We start from the raw sequence: 21,193 nt of genomic DNA, 5'->3' as shown, positions 1-21,193 counted from the left end.
CTAAAAACAGTCGCCCGTTAGTCGGGCGAAAGGCATCAGGTTCAGTGAATATGGCTTTCAACAGCCAGGCGGAAAACGGGGATGTCGACGTGAAACGTATCGCCTTGCTCATCCACCATCACATAGTGGCCCTGCATCGTGCCCATAGGCGTTTCAAGCACCGCGCCACTGGTATATTGGTATTCACTACCGGACGCAATGTGTGGTTGTTCACCGATTACGCCTTCACCCTGAACTTCTGTTTCACGTCCATTGCCGTTGGTGATCAACCAGTAGCGCCCGAGCAGTTGCACAGAGGAGCGGCCTAAATTGCGGATCGTAACGGTATAAGCAAAAACATAACGCTCTTCTTCCGGTGAGGATTGCGAGGCGACATAAAGGCTTTGGACGTGGATCGATACGCGGGCCGGTTCACTCATAGGTTACTCCTGCGGTTTATCCAGATGGTCTGCCAACCAGTTTGCTAACTGACAATATTGCGCAACCGACACGTTTTCTGCACGCAGGCCCGTATCGATCGACAAGTCTTCCAGCGCACCCGCAGTCACCATATGGCTCAGGCTGTTACGCAGCGTTTTACGACGTTGGCCGAACGCTTCCGTGGTAATACGGCTTAAAATACGCACGTCTTTTACCGGATGCGGTGGCGTCATAAAAGGCACCAAACGTACTACCGCTGAATCCACCTTAGGAGGCGGCGTAAAAGCGTGCGGTGGCACTTCCAGCACTGGGATGACCTGGCAGTAATACTGCGCCATGACGCTCAGGCGACCATATGCTTTGCTGCCCGGACCGGCCACCAGGCGATTAACCACTTCTTTCTGCAGCATGAAGTGCATATCTTTAATCGAACCAGTATAGCTGAACAGATGAAACATCAGCGGGGTCGAAATGTTGTAGGGCAGATTACCAAAGACGCGTAGCGGCTGGCCTTTCTCTTTAGCCAGCGCGGCAAAATCAAAGGTCATGGCATCCTGCTGATAAATCGTCAGCTTAGGACCTAAAAACGGATGTGTCTGCAGGCGGGCTGCCAGATCGCGGTCAAGCTCCACAACCGTTAAGCTGTCGAGACGTTCGCCGACCGGTTCTGTCAGGGCACCGAGGCCCGGCCCAATCTCAACTAACGCTTCGTCGCGTTGCGGATGAATGGCGGAGACAATGCTGTCGATAATGTATTGATCGTTCAGGAAGTTCTGCCCGAAACGTTTACGGGCGTAGTGCCCCTGATGGACGCGATTATTCATTACTGCTCTTGATCATAGTGATGGCGAGATTAAGCGCCGTGATAAAGCTGCCCGCGTCAGCCTGACCCAGCCCGGCTAGTTCAAGCGCGGTGCCGTGATCGACTGAGGTACGGATAAACGGCAGGCCGAGGGTAATATTCACCGCGCGACCAAATCCCTGAAATTTGAGGACCGGTAAGCCCTGATCGTGATACATCGCCAGCACCGCATCGGCATGTTGCAGATATTTGGGCTGGAAAAGTGTGTCCGCGGGCAATGGGCCAGTCAGCTGAATACCCTGCTGGCGGAGTTCATTTAGTGCCGGGATAATCGTGTCTATCTCTTCCCGACCCATGTGGCCGCCTTCACCCGCATGAGGATTCAGCCCACAGACAAAAATATGCGGCTGGGCGATCGCGAATTTCTCTTTGAGATCCTGATGCAGGATGGTGATCACTTCATGCAGGCAATCCCGGGTGACGGCGTCAGCGACCGCTTTTAACGGCAGGTGCGTAGTCGCAAGCGCGACGCGTAACTGCTCTGTTGCCAGCATCATGACCACGCGGTGCGCGCCTGCACGCTCGGCAAAGAATTCGGTATGGCCTGTAAACGGTATCCCCGCGTCATTGATCACGCCCTTATGCACAGGGCCGGTAATCAATGCAGCAAACTCACCGGACAAGCAGCCGTCGCAGGCGCGAGCCAGCGTTTCCAGTACATAGTGACCGTTGTCGACACAAAGCGTACCGGGTGTGACGGGCTGCGGGAGTTCAACGGGAAGGACGGTGAGTGTACCGGCCTGCTGGGGCACTGGAGGCTCGGCAGAATCGTAAAGACGAAGGGTCAGAGGCAAACCCAGCAATGCGGCGCGCTGCAGCAAGAGCTGGGGAGACGCACAAACGACCAGCTCAACAGGCCAGGCCTGTTGAGCCAGTTGCACAGCCAGATCGGGACCAATCCCGGCGGGTTCGCCGGGCGTAATCACCACACGACAATCACTGCGCATTGTTATCCAGAATTTTCACGTAAGCCCCTGCACGTTGCTCCTGCATCCAGGTCTGCGCTTCTTCCGCGAACTTGCGGTTGAACAGCATGCGGTAAGCACGCTCTTTCTGGGCTGCATCCGTTTTATCAACCTGACGCGTGTCCAGCAACTGAATCAAATGCCAGCCGAAAGAGGAATGAACGGGCTGGCTAATTTCCCCTTTTTTCAGGCGTAGTAGCGCATCGCGGAACGCCGGGTCAAAGACTTCAGGCGAGGTCCATCCCAGATCGCCGCCCTGGTTAGCCGAGCCCGGATCGTCAGAGAATTGTTTTGCGGCGGCCGCAAAAGTGGTTTTACCGCTGCGGATATCGGCGGCAATTTGTTCCAGCTTCGCGCGGGCCTGATCGTCAGTCATGATCGGTGACGGCTTCAGCAGAATATGGCGTGCATGCACCTCGGTGACAGAGATGTTTTTGCTTTCGCCACGCAAATCGTTCACTTTCAGAATATGGAAGCCCACACCGGAACGAATCGGACCAACGATATCGCCTTTTTTTGCCGTGGCCAGAGCCTGAGCAAACAGCGTCGGCAGCTCTTCAATTTTTGACCAGCCCATATTGCCGCCTTTCAGGGCCTGGGAGTCAGCGGAGTAGGTAACGGCCAGTTTGCCGAAATCAGCACCGCCCTTCAGTTCGCTCACCAGCTGTTTTGCCAGTTTTTCCTGGTCGTCAACCTGCTGTTGTGTCGGGTTTTCAGGCAGCGGCAGAAGAATGGTACTGATATTCATCTCAGTCCCTTGAGTATTCTGCGCACCCACCTGTTTTGCCAGCGTATCCACTTCCTGCGGCAGGATGGTGACGCGACGGCGGACTTCGTTATTACGGACTTCAGAGATCAGCATCTCTTTACGAATCTGCGACCGATACGTGTTGTAGTCCATACCGTCATAGGCCAGACGACTGCGCAGCTGATCGAGGGTCATGTGGTTTTGTGCGGCAATATTCTGAATGGCCTGATCCAGCTGCTGATCGCTGATTTGCAAACCGGCTTTATCGCCTAACTGCAGAATGATCGCGTCCATAATCTCACGCTCAAGGATCTGATGGCGTAAGGTTTTATCGTCCGGTAGCTGCTGGCCGGCCTGTTTCGCCTGAGATTTAACGGTGTTCATCATGCTGTCCACGTCACTCTCAAGGACCACGCCGTTATTAACCACAGCTGCAACTTTATCAACCACTTGTGGTGCTGCGAACACGGTGTTGGCACTGATCGCCACACCAAGAATCAGCATTCTCCAGTTCTTCATACTTTATCCATTATTGGTTCCGCACTGCGGGATTGCCTGTCAAACATCACAACATCAGAATGCACGCTGGTAAGGGATGATCCCCTGACTCAGCATCTGGCCAGTGCCCAGGCCATAATTCGAGCTCAGGCCACGTAACTCAATGTTGAATGAGATTTGGTTGTCGTACTTACTGTCGTTGTTTTCCCAACCGTTGATTTTACGTTCATATCCCAGACGAATCGCGTAGCAACACGAGCTGTACTGTAGGCCAACCAGCTGTGATGCCGGGCGATTATTGCGCGTATCGTAGTAATACGCGCCAACCACCGACCAGGCATCATGAATTGGCCAACTTGCCGTGGTGCCAACCTGTGAAATCCCGTTTTTATAAATCGGGTTATTCACCAGTGAGCTGTCGTTAAGCGCAGAAGCAACATACTCCGGGCTGCTGTAACGGTAGCTCAACTGCACCATACGGTCAGCATCACGACGGTATTCCAGCACGGTATTGCCCTGCGCCACGTTATTCAGGCGGGTATCGTATTGCAGCCCGCCACGCACGCCCCAGCGTTCGCTGATCTTCCAGTACGTATCCCCGGCCCAAAGAAGACTGCCGGTATCGTCATCTTTATTGGTCTGGTTAACGCCTGTACGCGAAGGCGTGAACGAATAGATTTGACCCACAGAAACGTTAAAACGTTCAACCAGATCATTATCATAAATTCGTGTAGTCACACCGGTCGCGACCTGGTTCGCTGAGGCGATGCGATCCAGACCGCTGTAAGAGCGATCGCGGAACAGGCCGGTGTAGTCCGTTTGCAGCAGCGTGGAGTCGTAAGGATAGATGTCGCTCTGGTCCCGATACGGGATATACAGATACTGAACCCTTGGCTCCAGCGTTTGGGTGTAACCCTGTGCCCAGTCCATATCACGATCAAATACCATGCGCCCATCAACTTTAAACTGCGGTAATGTGCGGTTGACGGAGTCTTTCAGGACACCGCTGGTAGTGCTGGTGGGGGCAAAGTTAGCGTTGTAGTAATCAACATCTTTTTGCTGATAGTGCGTGGCCAGAAATTTGGCTTCAGTATCCAGGCTGGCCCAGCTGTTTGATAACGGCAGATCGAGCGTAGGTTCAACATGTAAACGCGTGGTTTCAGGGAACTTGCTGTTTACATTGACAAATTTCACAGCCTGAGCATAGACCCGCGTGTCGAACGGACCGACATCGTTCTGGTACCAGTTCAGGTCAAGTTGCGGGAAGGCACGATAGACATTGCTGTTACTGGTATTACCAAAAATCTGGAAATCTTTGGTCGACAGGGCTGCGTCCCAGTTAGTATCCGCATAACCGACGCTGAATTTCTGTGAGGCATAGCCGTCGGTGGACGTGTAATAGGGTGACGTCAAATCGTTGAAATAGAACGGATCGCTGACTTTGGTATAGTCGGCGTTAAAGCGCCAGTGCTGGTCATATACACCGGCATGACGCCAGTAAAACAACCAGCGATCAGAACTGTCGTTCTGCGCGATTTGACGTAACGCTTTATCATTGTCGTACTGCTTGTCTGAGGCCAGATAGTCAAATTCGACCAGGCCTGCGCCCGCTTCTGTGAGGTAACGGAATTCGTTCTGCAATTGCAGACCACGTTTACTCATATAGTGCGGCGTAATGGTGGCATCGGCCTGAGGCGCGATGTTCCAGTAGTAAGGCAGAATAAACTCGAAACCGTTACTGCTGCCGTATTTGGCATTAGGGATCAGGAAGCCTGAGCGGCGCCGATCGCCCAGCGGCAACTGCAGATACGGGCTGTAAAACACAGGAACCGGGCCAAGCTTAAAGCGCGCGTTCCAGATCTCTGCCACTTCTTCCTGGCGATCCTGAATGATTTCGGACCCCGCCACGCTCCAGCTGTTACTGCCGGGCAGACAGGACGTGAAGGTGCCGTTTTCCATGATGGTGTAACGGTTTTGTCCACGCAGCTTCATTTGATCGCCCGTACCCCGCCCCTGGCGGCCGACCATCTGATAATCACCGTCCCAGACGTTAGTATCTTTGGTGTTAAGATTCGACCAGGCTTTCGGACCTTTCAGGATGACCTGATTATCGTCGTAGTGCACATTACCTAGCGCATCGACGGTCCGGACGGGCGTCGTCTGACCTTCTGGCTGGCGTTGATGAAGTTGCACCTCATCAGCCAGCATGCGGCTGTTGCCCTGGCTGACGTCTACATCACCTTTGAAAATGGCATCATCAGGATAGTTGCCTTTCACGGAATCCGAGTGAATAGTAACGGGCAACTGATTGGGATCGCCATTGACCAGAGGGCGATTATAACTCGGCACGCCTAACATACACTGCGACATTAAATCGTCGGCGAAGGCTTGCTGGCTAATGGCTGCGCCGATCAGGGTGGCCAGCAGAGTAGGTATACGTTTTTTCATACGCGGTATCGAGAATTCCATGAAAACTGGCATCATGCCGACAATCGGGTCAGAGACTAACGCACTGCCTGGCGTTGCGCCAGTGTTAATCCTTTTCTGTCCGCGCTGCCGTTAGGCGCTGAGATAAATGACAGGTATGATAATGCAATTTTCAGCCGTAAGCATGGCGAATTGAGGAGTTTATGCGCTACTGGGGAAAAGTTATAGGTCTGGTGCTGGGATTATTGTCTGGCGCGGGCTTTTGGGGAATTGTAATCGGCCTGATCATTGGGCATGGATTTGACAAGGTTCGCGGCGCACAAAGCAAGGCGTACTTTTCAAACACCCAGACCCGACAGTCACTGTTTTTCAGCACCACGTTTCAGGTGATGGGGCATTTAACCAAATCGAAAGGGCGCGTAACGGAAGCGGACATCCAGATTGCGTCTCTGTTTATGGACCGCATGCAGCTTCACGGTGAGGCGCGTACTGCCGCACAACGTGCTTTTCGTGAGGGCAAACAGGGCGAATATCCGTTGCGGACCAAACTGCGCGAATTACGCAGTGCCTGCTTTGGTCGTTTTGACCTGATTCGGATGTTTCTGGAAATTCAGATTCAGGCCGCGTTTGCCGACGGCACACTGCATCCCAACGAACGTCAGGTCCTGTACGTTATTGGTGAAGAGTTGGGCATTTCACACAGCCAGTTCGATCAGTTTCTGCGCATGATGGAAGGCGGCCAGCAGTTTGGCGGCGGCCGCAGTTATTCTCAAGGCGGTTTCCAGCAGGCACAACGCGGTCCTACGCTGGACGATGCCTGTAATGTACTGGGCGTGAAAAGCAGTGATGATGCCACTACCATCAAGCGAGCCTATCGCAAACTGATGAGTGAGCACCATCCCGATAAGCTGGTGGCAAAAGGGTTACCGCCAGAAATGATGGAAATGGCCAAACAGAAAGCGCAGGACATTCAGTCGGCTTACGATCTGATTCGCAAAGAAAAAGGCTTTAAGTAAGTGGCGTGCGCCCCGGTGATTCATCCGCGGGGCGCGAGTCATAAACGGGCCGGTCAGAAATCGGCGGGCTGCTTGAAGGTCATCGCACTGCCAAACGCAGGATGCGTGATGGTCAGCGATTCGGCATGCAGCAGAAGCCGGCTTGCCATTGCCCTGGCTTCCGGGTGAGCATAAAACCCGTCCCCAAGTATCGGATGGCCCAGCGCCAGCATATGCACGCGCAACTGGTGCGAACGGCCGGTAATGGGCTTCAACGTGACGCGTGCGCTGTTATCGTCCCGATATTCCACCACCTGATACTCGGTTTGTGCCGACTTACCCGTCTCAAAACACACTTTCTGTTTTGGCCGGTTGGGCCAGTCACAAATCAAGGGCAAATCCACCAGGCCTTTTTCCTCTGCCGGATGTCCCCAGACCTGAGCGACATAGGTTTTGGCGGGTTCGCGCTCGCGAAACTGACGTTTTAGTTCACGCTCAGCGGCTTTCGTCAGTGCGACGACAATCACGCCGCTGGTGGCCATATCCAGCCGATGCACCGATTCGGCTTCAGGATAATCCCGCTGGATCCGCGTCATCACGCTGTCTTTGTGCGCCTCAAGTCGACCCGGCACGGAAAGCAGGCCGCTGGGCTTATTCACCACCATGATGTGCGCATCCTGATAGAGAATGTGCAGCCAGGGCTCAAGCGGCGGATTATAGGGTTCCATACATTATTCCAAAAAAGAGGGCTTTGCGGCCCTGAACTTACTGATGCGTAACCACAATCAGACGCAGCGCATCCAGGCGCCAGGTGGCTTCATCCAGACTTTCCAGCACCTGCTCGCGATTGCTTTCCAGCGCGTCAACTTCATCGTCACGAATATTGGGGTTGACGGCTTTCAGGGCTTCCAGACGCGATAACTCGGCCCCCAGCTTTTCACTCGCTTCGCGCCGTGCCGTATCGATTATGGCACGTGCTTCGCTGACGACTTCTTTTTCCGCCAGGGTAAGAATAGCGTGAACATCCTGCTGAACGGCGTTCACCAGCTTACTGCCTGTGTGGCGGTTGACCGCATTCAACTGACGGTTGAAGCTCTCGAACTCCACTTTACCTGCCAGGTTAGTGCCCTTGCGATCTAACAGCAAACGCACAGGCGTTGGCGGCAGGAAACGGGTTAACTGCAGATGCTTAGGTGCCTGAGATTCCACCACGTAAATCAGTTCTACCAGCAGCGTGCCGACAGGCAATGCCTTATTCTTCAGCAGCGACAGCGCACAACTGCCCGTGTCGCCCGACAGGATCAGATCCAGGCCGTTACGGATCAGCGGATGTTCCCAGGTAATAAACTGGGTATCTTCACGCGACAGGGCCTGATCGCGGTTGAACGTGATGGTGCAACCGTCTTCAGGTAAGCCCGGGAAATCCGGGACTAGCATATGATCTGACGGCGTCAGCACAATCAGGTTATCGCTACGATCTTCCTGATTGATGCCCACGATATCAAACAGATTCAGGGCAAAGTTGACCAGCTCGGTGTCGTTATCCTGCTCGGCAATGGTATTCGCCAGCATCTGCGCGGCGTCGCCGCCGTTCGAGTTCAACTCCAGTAACCGATCCCGACCTTGTTCAAGCTGAGATTTCAGCGCGTCATGCTGTTTACGGCAGGCGTCGATAAAGTCATCAAAGCCTTCACTGTTTTCCGGCGCAGCCAGATAATTAATCAGTTCAGCGTGCACGCTGTCATAGAGGGTTCTGCCGGTCGGACAGGTGTGCTCAAAGGCATCCAGCCCTTCGTGATACCAGCGCAGCAGGACCGCCTGAGCGGTTTTTTCCAGCCATGGCACCAGAATCTGAATGTCATGCGCCTGACCGATACGATCCAGACGACCGATGCGCTGCTCCAGCAGATCCGGGTTAAACGGCAGATCGAACATAACCAGGCGGCTGGCGAACTGGAAGTTACGGCCTTCAGAGCCGATTTCTGAACACAGCAGAACCTGTGCGCCGTTTTCTTCTGAGGCAAACCAGGCCGCAGCCCGATCGCGTTCAATAATCGACAGCCCTTCGTGGAACACGGCGGCACGGATACCTTCACGCTCGCGTAATACCTGCTCCAGTTGCAGAGCGGTTGCGGCCTGCGCGCAAATCACCAGCACCTTCTCTTTACGGTTGCTGGTCAGATAGCCCATAAGCCATTCTACACGTGGATCGAAGTTCCACCAGGTGCCGGTGTCGCCTTCAAACTCTTGATAAATCTGCTCCGGATAGAGCAGGTCGCGCGCGCGTTCTTCGGCGCTTTTACGCGCGCCCATGATGCTGGAAACTTTGATGGCCGTCTGGTACTGAGCTGGCAACGGCAGGCGAATGGTATGCAATTCCCGTTTCGGGAAGCCCTTCACGCCGTTACGGGTGTTACGGAACAACACGCGGCTGGTGCCGTGGCGATCCATCAGCATGGAAATGAGTTCCTGGCGCGCCTCTTGTTTGCCCTCGCGGTCACTGTTGGCGACCTGTAGCAGCGGTTCGATATCCTGCTCGCCAACCAGCTCATTAATCATATTCATCTCGTCTTGCGAGATGGGATTATCCGCCAGCAGGGAGGTGACCGCATCGGCAATCGGACGGAAATGCTGTTGCTCTTCGACGAAGGCGGCGAAGTCGTGGAAACGATCGGGATCGAGCAGGCGCAGGCGTGCGAAGTGGCTTTCCATGCCCAGTTGTTCTGGCGTGGCGGTCAGTAGCAGGACGCCTGGTGTGTTTTCGGCGAGCTTTTCAATGACCTGGTATTCACGACTTGGCTCACCTTCAGACCAGGCCAGGTGATGCGCTTCATCGACCACCAGGAGATCCCAGTCCGCGTCGGCCAGCTTATCAAGACGCAGCTTATTGCGACGAACAAAGTCCAGCGAACAGATAATCAGTTGTTCCGTATCGAAGGCATTGTCGCTGTCGTGCTGGGCTTCGGCGTAACGATCGTCATCGAACAGCGCAAAGCGCAGGTTGAAGCGGCGCAGCATTTCAACCAGCCACTGATGTTGCAGCGTTTCTGGTACCACAATCAGTACGCGCTCAGCGCGGCCAGCCAACAGCTGCTGCTGAATGATCATACCGGCTTCGATGGTTTTACCCAGACCCACTTCATCCGCCAGCAGAACGCGCGGTGCATGGCGACGGCCCACATCATGGGCGATATGCAACTGGTGGGGAATCAGGTTGGTACGCATCCCACGCAGGCCACTGACGGGCAGGCGGTACTGTTCACTTTGATATTTACGCGCACGAAAACGCAGGGCGAAGCGATCCATGCGATCGAGCTGGCCAGCGAACAGACGATCCTGGGGCTTGCTGAACACCAGTTTGCTGTCGAGCATGACTTCACGCAGCATCACGTTGGTTTCTTCAGTATCCAGGCGCGTACCGATATAGGTTATCAGGTCATTGTCATTACGGACTTCATCCACCCGCATTTGCCAGCCCTCATGGCTGGTCACGGTATCGCCCGGGTTAAAAATCACGCGGGTGACGGGCGAGTCGCTGCGAGCGTAGAGGCGATTTTCCCCTGTGGCCGGGAAGAGCAGCGTGATCATGCGAGTATCGATCGCCACCACGGTACCTAATCCCAGTTCACTTTCTGTATCACTAATCCAACGCTGACCTAATGTAAAAACCATATAATTTTTGCTCGAATTTTTAACGTTTTTGAAGGTGTTCCCCATTCTCAGGCAATAGCATGTCAACCAGGCAAAAGGGGCCTGGTGCGTATGTCAGAGCAGTGAGTTTTGAGGAAGGGCGTTATGGTACTGGATGGCAGGGCATTCGTCACCTGTCAAAAAAGCCCCAGTTGCCCGGTAATCAGTGTAGCAAAGTCACCCTCGACGAAAGGCAAAATGCCTTCGGCAACAGGTTGCAGCTGTTTCGTGACGTAGTGAGCGTAGTCGAGCGGCGTGGTCCGGGCTTCAACGGGTTCGGGGCCGCCCGTCGCTATCACATAGCGAATGCGGCCACCGGTCTGATATTGCAGCGGCCGACCCAGTTTACGGTTGTGTTCATCCGCCAGACGGGCGGCGCGCACGTGAGGCGGCACATTGCGTTCATACTCCTTCAGCGGACGACGCAGGCGTTTCTTATAAATGAGCTGATCGTCCAGTTCGCCCGCCAGCAGCTGTGTAACGGTTGTGCGGACGTACTCTTCCCAGGGCTGACGATGAAATATCCGGCTGTAGAGTTCCTGCTGAAACTGCTGCGCCAGTGGCGTCCAGTCGGTCCGGACGGACTCCAGCCCTTTAAACACCATACGTTCACTGTCGCCTTCACGAATTAATCCCGCGTAGCGTTTCTTACTGCCCTGTTCCGCACCGCGAATGGTTGGCATCAGGAAACGGCAAAAGTGATTTTCATATTCCAGTTCGAGTGCGCTCGTCAGGCCATATTGCTGCTGGAGATGTTCACGCCACCAGTCATTGACCTTCGCGGCCAGTGCGCGGCCTGTTGCTTCCGCCTCGGCTTCATCCCGGGCGGACTTCAGCCAGACAAAGGTAGAATCCGTATCGCCATAGATCACATCATAGCCTTCGGCTTCAATAAGCTCGCGGGTTTGCTGCATGATGGCATGACCGCGCAGCGTAATCGACGAGGCCAGGCGAGGATCAAAAAAGCGGCAGGCGCTGGTGCCCAGCACGCCATAAAACGCATTCATAATGATTTTCAGGGCCTGCGACAGGGGCTTATTGCCCTGTTTTTTCGCGGTTTCGCGTCCCTGCCAAATCTGTTCCACAATCGCGGGCAGGCAATGCGTTTCGCGTGAGAAGCGCGCCTCACGAAAGCCGGGCACCGAATCCGCATCCGTTGGGTGCGCCAGCCCTTCGATGAGGCCGACGGGATCGATCAGAAAGGTGCGGATAATCGAGGGATAAAGACTTTTGTAATCCAGCACCAATACGGAATCATACAGGCCTGGCCGGGAATCCATCACATAGCCGCCGGGGCTGGCTTCCGGCGCAACATCGCCGAGATTGGGGGCGACAAAACCAACCCGATGCATGCGGGGAATATACAGATGGCTGAAGGCCGCCACAGAGCCGCCGTGACGATCGACCGCCAGCCCGTTAACGGCGGCGCGCTCCAGCAAAAACGGCATGATCTCGGTTTTATGGAAGATGCGTGTGACCAGCTCGCAGTCCTTCAGGTTATAGCGTGCCAGCGCCGGTTTATCGTTGGCAAAACGCCAGTTGATTTCTTCCATGCGCTGCCACGGGTTATCAATAGCTTTGCCTTCGCCGAGCAGTTGTTGTGAAACCGACTCCAGACTAAAAGAGGGGAAATCCCAGAAGGCGGATTTCAGCGCATCAATACCGTCAATGATCAGCCGACCTGTCGCCTGGGCAAAAAACACGCCGGGTTTAAAACCGTGCTCACGCCATTCCAGTACAGCCTGCTGGCGGCCCAGGCGTAACGGAATGCCATAGCGGTCGGCATGTTTCTGCAGAACGCGCAGGTCAAACTGCACTACGTTCCAGCCGATCACCACATCGGGGTCGTGGTCGGCAAACCAGCGATTGAGCGCCTCCAGCAGTTGAGGGCGGGTTTCCAGGTAAATGAGTTCGAAATCCAGTGCGCTGGCATCGCCGTTAGGCGGTCCCAGCATGTAAACCTGACGCTGGCCGCAGCCTTCAAGGCCAATGCAGTAAAGCTCGCCATGCTGGGTGGTTTCGATATCCAGAGAGACCCATTTCAGCGGTGGGCGGTAGTCAGGATGCGGTTTGAGCCGGGCGTTAACCAGCGCATCGCCCTGCGCGTCACCATCGAACCACACGGGCGCGGTGATAAACCGTTCCATCAGATAGCGTTCAGGCGGACGAATATCGGATTCGTAAAGGGGAATGCCGTTTTCGCGCAGTTTCTTTTCAATCCACTGAAGCTGGCGATGCTGGCGGCAGTAAAGGCCAAATACCGGCCGGCGGCGAAAATCGGTTAACTGGAGAGGCTGCATGCGCACCTGGCGCTCGCCCTGCAGCAGCGTTTCGACCTGCGCCTGGTACTCGCAGGGAATAAACGTCACCGATTCCTGCACAGGCAGCACGACGCGCTGAGCACCGTCATCGGTGGCCAGCCAGAGCGTAATTTCGGTGCCTTGCGGCGTATCGCGCCAGTGACGGCTCAGCAGAAACCCTGCGCGGGGCTTATTCACGTATTCTCCAGGCTGATAGCGAATCGGACATGCGGTTAAAAAGTATAACATGGATATTTATACAGTGTCTCCCGGTGCGTTTTGTCAATATTGGCCTACAATTCTTGCCTTGACGCTGTGATGTCTGCTCTGGACAATCCAGCCTTCTGCTTTTTCTGAGGATTGATATGGAAGCCTGGGTTCAACACCTGATTACACAGTCGCTGGAGTGGGCGCTGTTTGCCGTGGCGCTGGTGACGTTTCTGGAGTCACTGGCGTTTGTGGGGCTGCTGCTCCCCGGCACCGTGATGATGGCGAGCCTTGGCGCGCTGGTGGGCAGTGGGCAGATCGGTTTGTATCCCGCCTGGGCCGCTGGCTTCGTCGGTTGTCTGCTTGGCGACTGGGTTTCTTACGGGATTGGCTGGAAATTTCAGGGGCCGCTTCATCGCTGGAAATACCTGCAAAAATACAAAGGGCTGCTGGATAAAACCGAACATGCGCTCTATCAGCACAGCATGTTTACCATTCTGGTCGGCCGTTTTGTGGGACCCACTCGCCCGCTGATCCCGCTGGCGGCAGGTATGCTGGAATTGCCGGTACGCAAGTTTCTGCCCCCCAATCTGATCGGCTGTATTTTATGGCCCCCGCTTTATCTGTTGCCGGGGATTCTGGCAGGCGTGGCGATTGATGTCCCGAAAGAAGCCCAGGGCGGTCACTTTATCTGGCTGCTGGTTGCCGTTGCCCTTGTGGTGTGGCTGGGATGCTGGCTGTGCTGGCGCTGGTGGCGCGGTGAAAAGACCCGCGACTGGGCCACCGCGTATTTGCCGCCTGAACGACTGCGCTGGCTCGCGCCACTGGGCCTGGTCGTGGCCGTTGCGGCCTTCGTCGGTATTCAGTTTCACCCGATGATGCCAGTTTTCCGCCACCTGCTGTGGCAGGTCTTTATCGGTTAACGACGTGGGATGCCGAGCACATCGGCTTCCCGCACGTCCCCTGACAGCAGCCGGTCCGTTGCGCCATCCCAGTAAACCCGTCCATCTACCACCACCACGCTGCGTGGCGCAATCTGCTGCGCATCTTCAAGACTGTGCGACACCATAAGTAATGTGATTTCACGGGCTTCGCAGACGGTACGCACCAGGTTGAGCATCTCGCCACGCAGTGCCGGATCAAGCGCCGAGAAAGGTTCATCCAGCAGTAATACCGGCCGCTCGCGCAGCAGGCAGCGTGCCAGCGCTACGCGCTGACGTTGTCCACCTGAGAGCTGGCCTGGCAGGCGCGACAGCATCTCACTGAGCCCGACCTGCTGTGCAATGGTGGCGACCTGCTGACGCTGGTCCGCAGTCAGCCTGAGCCCGGGATGTAAGCCCAGCCCCAGATTCTGTTCCACGCTGAGATGCGGAAACAGATTGTTTTCCTGAAACAGCATCGATACCGGGCGCTGAGCGGGCACGCTGTGGGTATGATCGACGCCATCCATTATCAGACTGCCCTGGCTGACGGGCAGAAAGCCGGCAATCAGATTTAACAACGTACTCTTACCCGCGCCGCTTGGACCAAGAATCGCCAGCCGTTCGCCGCGCCCGGCGTGAAGGGAAAAACGCATCGGCAAATGCTGATACAGGTAAGTCAGATTATTCAGTGTCAGCATGGCGACCCGGTAATTTTTCCATCAGAGTAAACAGAGACAGGCAGAGCACCAGCAACAGTAATGCGGTAACGGCTCCGTCGGCCCCGCGATAGGCACCAATCTGCTGATAGAGGTAGAACGGCAGCGTACGGAAATCGGCGTTACCGAACAGCGCCACGACGCCAAAGTCTCCAATTGACAGTACGCAGGCAAACGCCAGCGCCTGTGCCAGTGGCCGCTTCAGTGCACGGAGTTCTATCAGCGTCAGGCGGTTCCATCCGCTGATCCCTAATGCGCCGCACAGGTGGTTATAGCGTTCTGCGATATCCCGCATCGGGTTTTCCAGCACTTTCAGGGCATAGGGAATGGCGATCAGTGCATTGGCGAACATCACTACGCCATCCGCCGCATCGGGCAGCCCTGTAGTGGCATTCAGCAGCAGGAAAAAGCCGGTTGCCAGCACGATACCCGGCATGGCCAGAATCAGCATGCCGCTGGTGTCCATAAATTGTGCGGCAAGTTTACGCTGGCGCAGGCGCAGTTCGCGGCTGCTCCAGAGCAGCATGGTCGTCAGTAACACGCACAGCACGCCAGCGCCCAGGGCGATGCGCAGTGAGGTGAATGTTGCCTGCCACAACGCCGGTTGTTGCAAGGCGCCGCGCAGTCCGCCGTCCAGGCCATTAATAATCACTGCGATCAGGGGCGGTAGCAGTAACAGCAAGGCTAAACCGATGAGGGCGATGTCGCTGATGCGCGCCAGCACGGAATCCTGCGGATCGCGCCAGCCCTGGCGCTGCGTGTTGCCAGCGGGAATGGCGTGACTGAAGCGCTGACTGAGAAGCACCAGCACCAGGCAGCAGCCAAGCTGAATCAACGCCAGGAGTGCGGCGCGTCCCGGATCGTAGTCATAACTTAAAGCCTGAAAAATGGCCAGTTCGATAGTGGTGGCCCGCGGCCCGCCACCCAGTGAAAGAACCGTGGCAAAACTGGCGAAGCAGAGCATGAAAATCAACGCACCGGTAGGCAGTAACTGGCGACGTAGCCACGGCCATTCAAGGAGCCGAAAGTGATGCCAGCCACGGATATTCAGCTGTGCAGCAAGCTGACGCTGTTCGGCCGGAATGCTTTCCAGCGCCTGCAGCATCAGGCGCGTGGCCAGCGGCAGGTTGAAAAAAACATGGGCCAGCAAAATGCCCTGAAGCCCGTAAGGCGAGAAGTGATAGTCCACGCCAAGCCAGGCGCAAAGCCGGGCCAGCCAGCCCACCCGACCATAGACAGTGAGCAGACCAAATACCGCGACCAGCACCGGCAAGACCAGCGTCATGGCGCACAGGCGTAATAATCCCTGACGGCCAGGAAAACGGCGTCGATAAAGAGCCCGGGACAGCGGAATGGCCGGCAGCAAAGAGAGCAGGGCGGAGAGCAGCGCCTGCGTAAATGAAAAGCCAATCACATGATGCAGATAGGTATCCTGCAGAACCGCGCGCCAGTCGGTCGCCGGGGCCGCCATCCACAGTGCAGCAAAAGCTGACAACGCCACGCTGCAGAGCAGCAACGTGGCGAGTGAACCCGGAATCAGCCAGAAGGGGATCAGCGGCTCACGGCGCGTTGCCATTGGCTGACCCATTGTGAACGGTGGCTGGCGACGGCTTCAGGCGAAAACTGTAATGCCGTCTTCGGCACGCTGAGTGAAGCAAAGCCTGCAGGCAGGTCGGTTTTGATCACCGGGTACATCCAGTTGCCGGTTGGAATCGTATTCTGGAAAGCGGGCGTGACCATGAACTGCATAAACTGCTCTGCCAGTTTTGGTTGTTTGCTGTTAGCCAGGCGGGCTGCCACTTCCACCTGCAGATAGTTGCCTTCGGCAAACGGTGCCGCGGCATAGTTATCCTTCTTCTCTTCAATAATGTGATAAGCCGGCGACGTGGTATAGCTCAACACCAGATCGCTCTCGCCTTTCAGAAACAGACCGTAGGCTTCACTCCACCCTTTGGTCACCGTGACGGTTTTCTTTGCCAGCTTTTGCCAGGCTTCAGGCGCCTTGTCCCCGTAGACTTTTTGCATCCACAGCAGCAGGCCAAGGCCCGGCGTGCTGGTGCGGGGATCTTCATAAATCACGCGCCATTTTTCGGGGCTTTCGACCAGTTCTTTGAGGCTCTTTGGTGGGTTTTTCAGCGTGTTTTTGTTATAGACGAACGCGAAGTAGCCGTAATCGAAGGGCACAAAGGTGGTGTCCTTCCAGCCGCCGGGAACCTGCAATTTACCGGTATCAACGTCGCTTTTGGCAAACAGCCCGGTTTGTTGCGCGGCCTGCAGGAGGTTGTTATCCAGTCCTAAGACCACATCGGCCTTGCTGTTCTTGCCTTCCAGACGGACGCGATTCAGCAGCGAAACCCCGTCTTCCAGGGCCACATATTTCAGTTCGCAACCGCACTGGGCTTCAAAGGCTTTTTTAACGGCCGGACCGGGTCCCCAGTCAGCGGAAAACGAATCATAGGTGTAAACCGTCAGGACAGGTTTGGCCGCGAAGACCGGGGCAGAGAGTAACAGCAGCACGGGCAGGACGTTTTTTAACACTTTGCGCTCCTATAGCGGCAGGGGTGAGTCGCAAAGGATCTGAGCAAAGTTGCCTCTCAAATCCCTACGTCGGCATTAACCGATTCAGGTTCGACGGGTATATCTCAGCGCTCTGACATGATGGAAAGAGGCACCCCGTTGAGAACGTCACATTCTAGTCATTTAATGCCCGCCGGGAAAGGATCACAGCGTGGGCGGTGCAAACCAGGCGGATTTAAAGTCAAACCACCCCAGCGTATTCATCCGTACTCCGCGCATACTGCGCTGGCCTTCCAGCAGCAGCCAGTGATGAAACAACGGATGAAGCCAGTTGCTTTCAACCAGCTGTTTCGCCCATTCAGCAAGGGGGAGTGTTTTCTCACGCCAGCGCGCAGCATCCTGCTGCCAGTTCACCGGCAGGCAGTGCTGCAACAACGGGACTTCGTATAACAGCGCAAACAGAGAATAGTCCAGGGGCAGGGTAAAGTTGACGCTGCCGAGCCAGATATCGCTTTCACCTGTGCCCTGATGCCAGGATTCATAACTGACCTCACGCACGTCCAGCGTCACGTCGTGTTGCGCCAGTAGTGGACGCAAGGCATCGGTGATACTGACGTGCTCAATGTGCTGGTTATAAACGGTCAGCGTCAGGTGTGTCAGGCCTGCGGGTTTTTCTACCGGTGTCAAATCACGCCGGTGGTGCCAGCGGGGCAGCAGGCCGTAAGCAGGAAACCAGTAACGCTGGTAGCCCAGATCCGCATTGTTCAGTAAGGCGATGGGGTTAAGCAGGAAGCTAAGCCAGCGTCGAATGCCCGGTTCGCCTGCCTTCGCGGAGCGCTGGTCAAACAGTAAAAAGTAGCAGCCCTCTTCAAGCCGACTCTCTTCCTGTTTCTCATCGGCCTGTTCGCCCTGCAGGCGAACACCGGCATAAACCACTTCGTCACTGATCTCGGGCAGCACCCATACCGACACGTCATCGATCAAGGCGCGATAGCCAAAGTAGTCGTCGAAGGCTTCGATCTTCAGCTGACTTTGCTGATTGCGGATGACCCGATAGGGCCCTGTCCCTATGGGCTGACGGGCAAAATCGCGCATATCGGGCCACTCGCGCGGCAGAATCATGGCGCTGACGCTGCCCAACAGCCAGGGTAGCCAGCTGTCGGGCTGATCTAAATAGATATCCAGCGTCCAGGGGGCAGGGGAGTCAAGTCGCTGAAGATGGGAAAACAGCGGATGCTGGCGCAGGCGCTCAAGGCTGGCAATCACATCGTCCATGTCGAGTTCCCGGCCATGATGGAAACGGATAGCCGGACGTAAATAAAAGCGCCAGTGTCGATCCGAATGTTGCTGCCAGTGATGAGCGATATCGGCTTCGATTTCCCCCTTTTCCTCGTTTATGCGTGTCAGACCGCTAAAAATCTGGCGAGCGATATGGGTTTCTGACCGACGCAGGGGCGATCCAGGCAGCAGATTGAGCAGAGGGCGGTAGTAGAGGACGCGAAGAATATGTTTTCCCTGCCGGAAACTGCGGCCCAGATGCGCGCTGATCATCTGTCTGACCTGATCTTTATCGCCGACAAGCTGCACCAGTTGATCAATACGATCCTGTTCCAGCAGGTCTTCAGCGCGCTGCTGCTGCAGGGTTAGTCCGGTGTAGCAGAAGGTGAGCACGGATCGCTTGCCCCGTCCGGCCTCCGCCTGCCAGGTGAGCCAGCCGGCTTCCTGCATCCTGTTAAGCAGGTTCCGCATATGGCGACGTGAACAGTGCAGGGCGTCGGCCAGTTCACCCAGGGTGGTTTCCTGCGATTGCCCCTGACAGCTCTGCCACAGACGAATGAACTGCTGCTTCAGACGTGATGACGACATAAAAGAGGAACTCCCTCTGAAACCTGCTCTGTTTTTCCTGCCCTATTTTAGAGGCAAACTTTCTCGCATTGGAAGAGCGGGAGGCATTCAGCGATGGATGGCGCTCTGACATGGACGGCAGCGATGCCCGTCCCTTCTGAGTAGTGTGCTACGATTTTGCCAGCAGAGTTATTCTGCTGGTTTTTTTTACGTTGCAGGTTATGGTCGGGGGACACGCTTCCCGTTTCTATTGTTGTTCTGTCAGGGATAAGGCATGAAATCTTTGTTAGCATTCTCGCGCCGTTTCAATCCAGTGTTTTTCGCTTTTATGGTGACCGCCTTTATCCTCGGCGTAGCGGGCGCGCTTCAGGCACCGACGCTGAGCCTGTTTTTATCGCGAGAAGTGCAGGTGCCGCCGCTGTGGGTTGGACTGTTTTTTACCCTCAATGCCGTTGCCGGGATTGTGGTGAGCATGATGATCGCAAAACGTTCCGACCGGGTCGGCGATCGCCGCAATATCATCTTGCTGTGCTGCATGCTGGCATTGGCAAACGCGCTCCTGTTCGCCTTTACCCGCCATTATCTGACGCTGATAACGCTGGGCGTACTGCTGTCGTCGCTGGCGAATGTCGCCATGCCGCAGCTTTTTGCCCTGGCGCGTGAATATGCCGACAGTGCTTCGCGCGAAGTGGTGATGTTCAGCTCTGTCATGCGTGCTCAGGTCTCGCTGGCCTGGGTGATTGGCCCGCCATTGTCATTTGCGCTGGCGCTGAATTTTGGCTTTGTCACGTTGTTCAGCGTGGCCGCCGGGCTGTTTTTTCTCTGTTTTCTGCTGATCTGGTTCACGGTGCCCTCGGTGCCGCGCACCGCGTCCCTGATGCAGTCAGGCGGAATTCCGCTGAGTGGCTGGCGTATTCGTGATGTGCGTATTTTGTTTGCCGCATCGACGCTGATGTGGACCTGCAATACCATGTATATCATCGACATGCCGTTATGGATCAGTACGGATCTGGGCTTACCTGAAAATCTGGCCGGAATCTTAATGGGTACGGCTGCCGGGCTGGAGATCCCGGTCATGATCGTGGCGGGCTTTTACGCCAAACGATGGGGCAAACGGAATATGATGGCCGCCGCCGTGGCTGCTGCCGTCGTGTTCTACAGCGGCCTTATCCTGTTTCACAGCCATCTGGCGCTGCTGATCCTGCAGGTGTTTAACGCCCTGTTTATCGGCGTGGTCGCAGGCATTGGCATGTTGTGGTTTCAGGATCTGATGCCTGGACGGGCGGGCGCGGCCACCACCCTGTTTACTAACAGCATTTCGACCGGGATTATCCTGGCGGGGCTATGTCAGGGTGCGCTGGTTGAACATTTTGGGCACGGCAGTGTGTACTGGGTGATTGCAGCGATTTCGCTGGTTACGTTGGTGATGATCAGAAGAGTCAAAGAGGCGTGATCCGCGCCTGTGAGATGCGCAGGACAAAAAAAAGCCCGGTCAGCAGACCGGGCCGTACGGTGATAACGAAGCTTAGCGCATAAAGGCGGGCTGGTTATTTTCGTAAGCTGAAATCGCGCTTTCGTGCTGTAGCGTCAGGCCGATGCTGTCCAGTCCGTTCAGCATGCAGTGGCGACGGAAATCATCAATCTTAAAGCTGTAGGTCTTGTCGCCGGCTTTAACCACCTGCGCTTCCAGATCCACTTCGAAGTGGTCGCAGGCATTGGCATGTTGTGGTTTCAGGATCTGATGCCTGGACGGGCGGGCGCGGCCACCACCCTGTTTACTAACAGCATTTCGACCGGGATTATCCTGGCGGGGCTATGTCAGGGTGCGCTGGTTGAACATTTTGGGCACGGCAGTGTGTACTGGGTGATTGCAGCGATTTCGCTGGTTACGTTGGTGATGATCAGAAGAGTCAAAGAGGCGTGATCCGCGCCTGTGAGATGCGCAGGGCAAAAAAAAGCCCGGTCAGCAGACCGGGCCGTACGGTGATAACGAAGCTTAGCGCATAAAGGCGGGCTGGTTATTTTCGTAAGCTGAAATCGCGCTTTCGTGCTGTAGCGTCAGGCCGATGCTGTCCAGTCC

The 21,193-nt window shown here is 55.7% G+C and carries 15 protein-coding genes, 3 pseudogenes and 1 riboswitch; of the genes and pseudogenes, 4 read left to right on the top strand and 14 right to left on the bottom strand.

Annotation, left to right across the window (positions count from 1 at the left end; genetic code table 11):
• Positions 1-41: 41 nt before the first annotated feature.
• The 5 genes from apaG to lptD are packed head-to-tail and all read right to left on the bottom strand — an operon-like array spanning position 42 to position 5,941.
• Entirely contained in the window at positions 42-419 is a 378-nt protein-coding gene (gene apaG / locus C7433_RS07095) for a Co2+/Mg2+ efflux protein ApaG (protein ID WP_006117645.1), read from the bottom strand.
• Positions 420-422: 3 nt separating this feature from the next.
• Positions 423-1,244, bottom strand: a complete 822-nt coding sequence (gene rsmA, locus C7433_RS07090) for a 16S rRNA (adenine(1518)-N(6)/adenine(1519)-N(6))-dimethyltransferase RsmA (protein WP_033740232.1) — start codon at positions 1,242-1,244, stop codon at positions 423-425.
• On the bottom strand, positions 1,237-2,229 hold the full coding sequence (gene pdxA / locus C7433_RS07085) for a 4-hydroxythreonine-4-phosphate dehydrogenase PdxA (protein ID WP_054634510.1): 993 nt from the start codon (positions 2,227-2,229) through the stop codon (positions 1,237-1,239). The genes rsmA and pdxA overlap by 8 nt, the downstream gene beginning before the upstream one ends.
• Positions 2,219-3,514, bottom strand: coding sequence for a peptidylprolyl isomerase SurA (surA, locus tag C7433_RS07080; protein WP_054634509.1), 1,296 nt, complete (start codon positions 3,512-3,514; stop codon positions 2,219-2,221). Before surA ends, pdxA begins: the two co-directional genes overlap by 11 nt.
• Positions 3,515-3,568: 54 nt before the next feature.
• Complete coding sequence (lptD, locus tag C7433_RS07075) at positions 3,569-5,941, bottom strand: LPS assembly protein LptD (RefSeq protein WP_164482942.1); 2,373 nt, start codon at positions 5,939-5,941, stop codon at positions 3,569-3,571.
• A gap of 182 nt (positions 5,942-6,123) precedes the next feature.
• On the opposite strand from lptD, the gene djlA reads away from it, so the two are divergent.
• Complete coding sequence (djlA, locus tag C7433_RS07070) at positions 6,124-6,936, top strand: co-chaperone DjlA (RefSeq protein ID WP_006117650.1); 813 nt, start codon at positions 6,124-6,126, stop codon at positions 6,934-6,936.
• Between the two features lie 53 nt (positions 6,937-6,989).
• On the opposite strand, the gene rluA is transcribed toward djlA, so the two are convergent.
• The 3 genes from rluA to polB form a co-directional block, all read right to left on the bottom strand.
• Positions 6,990-7,643 (bottom strand): bifunctional tRNA pseudouridine(32) synthase/23S rRNA pseudouridine(746) synthase RluA, encoded by a 654-nt coding sequence (gene rluA, locus C7433_RS07065; RefSeq protein ID WP_006117651.1) that lies wholly within the window; start codon positions 7,641-7,643, stop codon positions 6,990-6,992.
• Positions 7,644-7,680: 37 nt separating this feature from the next.
• Positions 7,681-10,587, bottom strand: coding sequence for an RNA polymerase-associated protein RapA (rapA, locus tag C7433_RS07060; RefSeq protein ID WP_033740345.1), 2,907 nt, complete (start codon positions 10,585-10,587; stop codon positions 7,681-7,683).
• 155 nt (positions 10,588-10,742) lie between these two features.
• A complete protein-coding gene (gene polB / locus C7433_RS07055) occupies positions 10,743-13,103 on the bottom strand; it encodes a DNA polymerase II (protein ID WP_110267856.1) in 2,361 nt (786 codons plus the stop codon).
• A 167-nt stretch (positions 13,104-13,270) separates the two neighbouring features.
• Between polB and C7433_RS07050 the strand changes: the two genes are divergently transcribed.
• On the top strand, positions 13,271-14,035 hold the full coding sequence (locus tag C7433_RS07050; RefSeq protein WP_006117654.1) for a DedA family protein: 765 nt from the start codon (positions 13,271-13,273) through the stop codon (positions 14,033-14,035).
• Here the strand turns inward: C7433_RS07050 and thiQ are convergent.
• From thiQ to sgrR, 4 genes are all read right to left on the bottom strand, one after another.
• Positions 14,032-14,733: a thiamine ABC transporter ATP-binding protein ThiQ gene (gene thiQ / locus C7433_RS07045; RefSeq protein WP_006117655.1), complete on the bottom strand. Its 702-nt coding sequence runs from the start codon at positions 14,731-14,733 to the stop codon at positions 14,032-14,034. The genes C7433_RS07050 and thiQ overlap by 4 nt on opposite strands.
• Positions 14,717-16,327: a thiamine/thiamine pyrophosphate ABC transporter permease ThiP gene (gene thiP / locus C7433_RS07040; RefSeq protein WP_110267855.1), complete on the bottom strand. Its 1,611-nt coding sequence runs from the start codon at positions 16,325-16,327 to the stop codon at positions 14,717-14,719. Before thiP ends, thiQ begins: the two co-directional genes overlap by 17 nt.
• Positions 16,303-17,289: a thiamine ABC transporter substrate binding subunit gene (gene thiB, locus C7433_RS07035; RefSeq protein WP_054634688.1), complete on the bottom strand. Its 987-nt coding sequence runs from the start codon at positions 17,287-17,289 to the stop codon at positions 16,303-16,305. The genes thiP and thiB overlap by 25 nt, the downstream gene beginning before the upstream one ends.
• A 43-nt stretch (positions 17,290-17,332) precedes the next feature.
• Positions 17,333-17,437: riboswitch (TPP riboswitch) on the bottom strand.
• Between the two features lie 35 nt (positions 17,438-17,472).
• Positions 17,473-19,134 carry an HTH-type transcriptional regulator SgrR gene (sgrR, locus tag C7433_RS07030; RefSeq protein WP_110267854.1) on the bottom strand — a complete coding sequence of 554 codons (1,662 nt, stop codon included), beginning with the start codon at positions 19,132-19,134 and terminating at the stop codon, positions 17,473-17,475.
• 253 nt (positions 19,135-19,387) lie between these two features.
• On the opposite strand from sgrR, the gene C7433_RS07025 reads away from it, so the two are divergent.
• Positions 19,388-20,566, top strand: a complete 1,179-nt coding sequence (locus tag C7433_RS07025; protein ID WP_033740244.1) for an MFS transporter — start codon at positions 19,388-19,390, stop codon at positions 20,564-20,566.
• Between the two features lie 72 nt (positions 20,567-20,638).
• On the opposite strand, the pseudogene leuD (C7433_RS07020) reads toward C7433_RS07025, so the two are convergent.
• Positions 20,639-20,833 (bottom strand): annotated as a pseudogene (gene leuD, locus C7433_RS07020) (3-isopropylmalate dehydratase small subunit); the annotation flags it as partial.
• On the opposite strand from leuD (C7433_RS07020), the pseudogene C7433_RS07015 reads away from it, so the two are divergent.
• Positions 20,816-21,037: pseudogene (locus tag C7433_RS07015) on the top strand (MFS transporter); the annotation flags it as partial. The pseudogenes leuD (C7433_RS07020) and C7433_RS07015 overlap by 18 nt on opposite strands.
• A gap of 72 nt (positions 21,038-21,109) precedes the next feature.
• Here the strand turns inward: C7433_RS07015 and leuD (C7433_RS07010) are convergent.
• A pseudogene (gene leuD / locus C7433_RS07010) lies at positions 21,110-21,193 on the bottom strand (3-isopropylmalate dehydratase small subunit); the annotation flags it as partial.

Origin of the sequence: Pantoea sp. PNA 03-3, assembly GCF_003201175.1 — a bacterium.
GTDB classification, from domain to species: domain Bacteria; phylum Pseudomonadota; class Gammaproteobacteria; order Enterobacterales; family Enterobacteriaceae; genus Pantoea; species Pantoea stewartii.
This window is presented reverse-complemented; position numbering and strand designations above follow the sequence as displayed.

Bases quoted from the DNA above. Each gene is read 5' to 3' on its own strand.
- apaG (WP_006117645.1), bottom strand. From the start codon at position 419: ATGAGTGAACCGGCCCGCGTATCGATCCACGTCCAAAGCCTTTATGTC.
- rsmA (WP_033740232.1), bottom strand. From the start codon at position 1,244: ATGAATAATCGCGTCCATCAGGGGCACTACGCCCGTAAACGTTTCGGG.
- pdxA (WP_054634510.1), bottom strand. From the start codon at position 2,229: ATGCGCAGTGATTGTCGTGTGGTGATTACGCCCGGCGAACCCGCCGGG.
- surA (WP_054634509.1), bottom strand. From the start codon at position 3,514: ATGAAGAACTGGAGAATGCTGATTCTTGGTGTGGCGATCAGTGCCAAC.
- lptD (WP_164482942.1), bottom strand. From the start codon at position 5,941: ATGAAAAAACGTATACCTACTCTGCTGGCCACCCTGATCGGCGCAGCC.
- djlA (WP_006117650.1), top strand. From the start codon at position 6,124: ATGCGCTACTGGGGAAAAGTTATAGGTCTGGTGCTGGGATTATTGTCT.
- rluA (WP_006117651.1), bottom strand. From the start codon at position 7,643: ATGGAACCCTATAATCCGCCGCTTGAGCCCTGGCTGCACATTCTCTAT.
- rapA (WP_033740345.1), bottom strand. From the start codon at position 10,587: ATGGTTTTTACATTAGGTCAGCGTTGGATTAGTGATACAGAAAGTGAA.
- C7433_RS07050 (WP_006117654.1), top strand. From the start codon at position 13,271: ATGGAAGCCTGGGTTCAACACCTGATTACACAGTCGCTGGAGTGGGCG.
- thiQ (WP_006117655.1), bottom strand. From the start codon at position 14,733: ATGCTGACACTGAATAATCTGACTTACCTGTATCAGCATTTGCCGATG.
- thiP (WP_110267855.1), bottom strand. From the start codon at position 16,327: ATGGCAACGCGCCGTGAGCCGCTGATCCCCTTCTGGCTGATTCCGGGT.
- sgrR (WP_110267854.1), bottom strand. From the start codon at position 19,134: ATGTCGTCATCACGTCTGAAGCAGCAGTTCATTCGTCTGTGGCAGAGC.
- C7433_RS07025 (WP_033740244.1), top strand. From the start codon at position 19,388: ATGAAATCTTTGTTAGCATTCTCGCGCCGTTTCAATCCAGTGTTTTTC.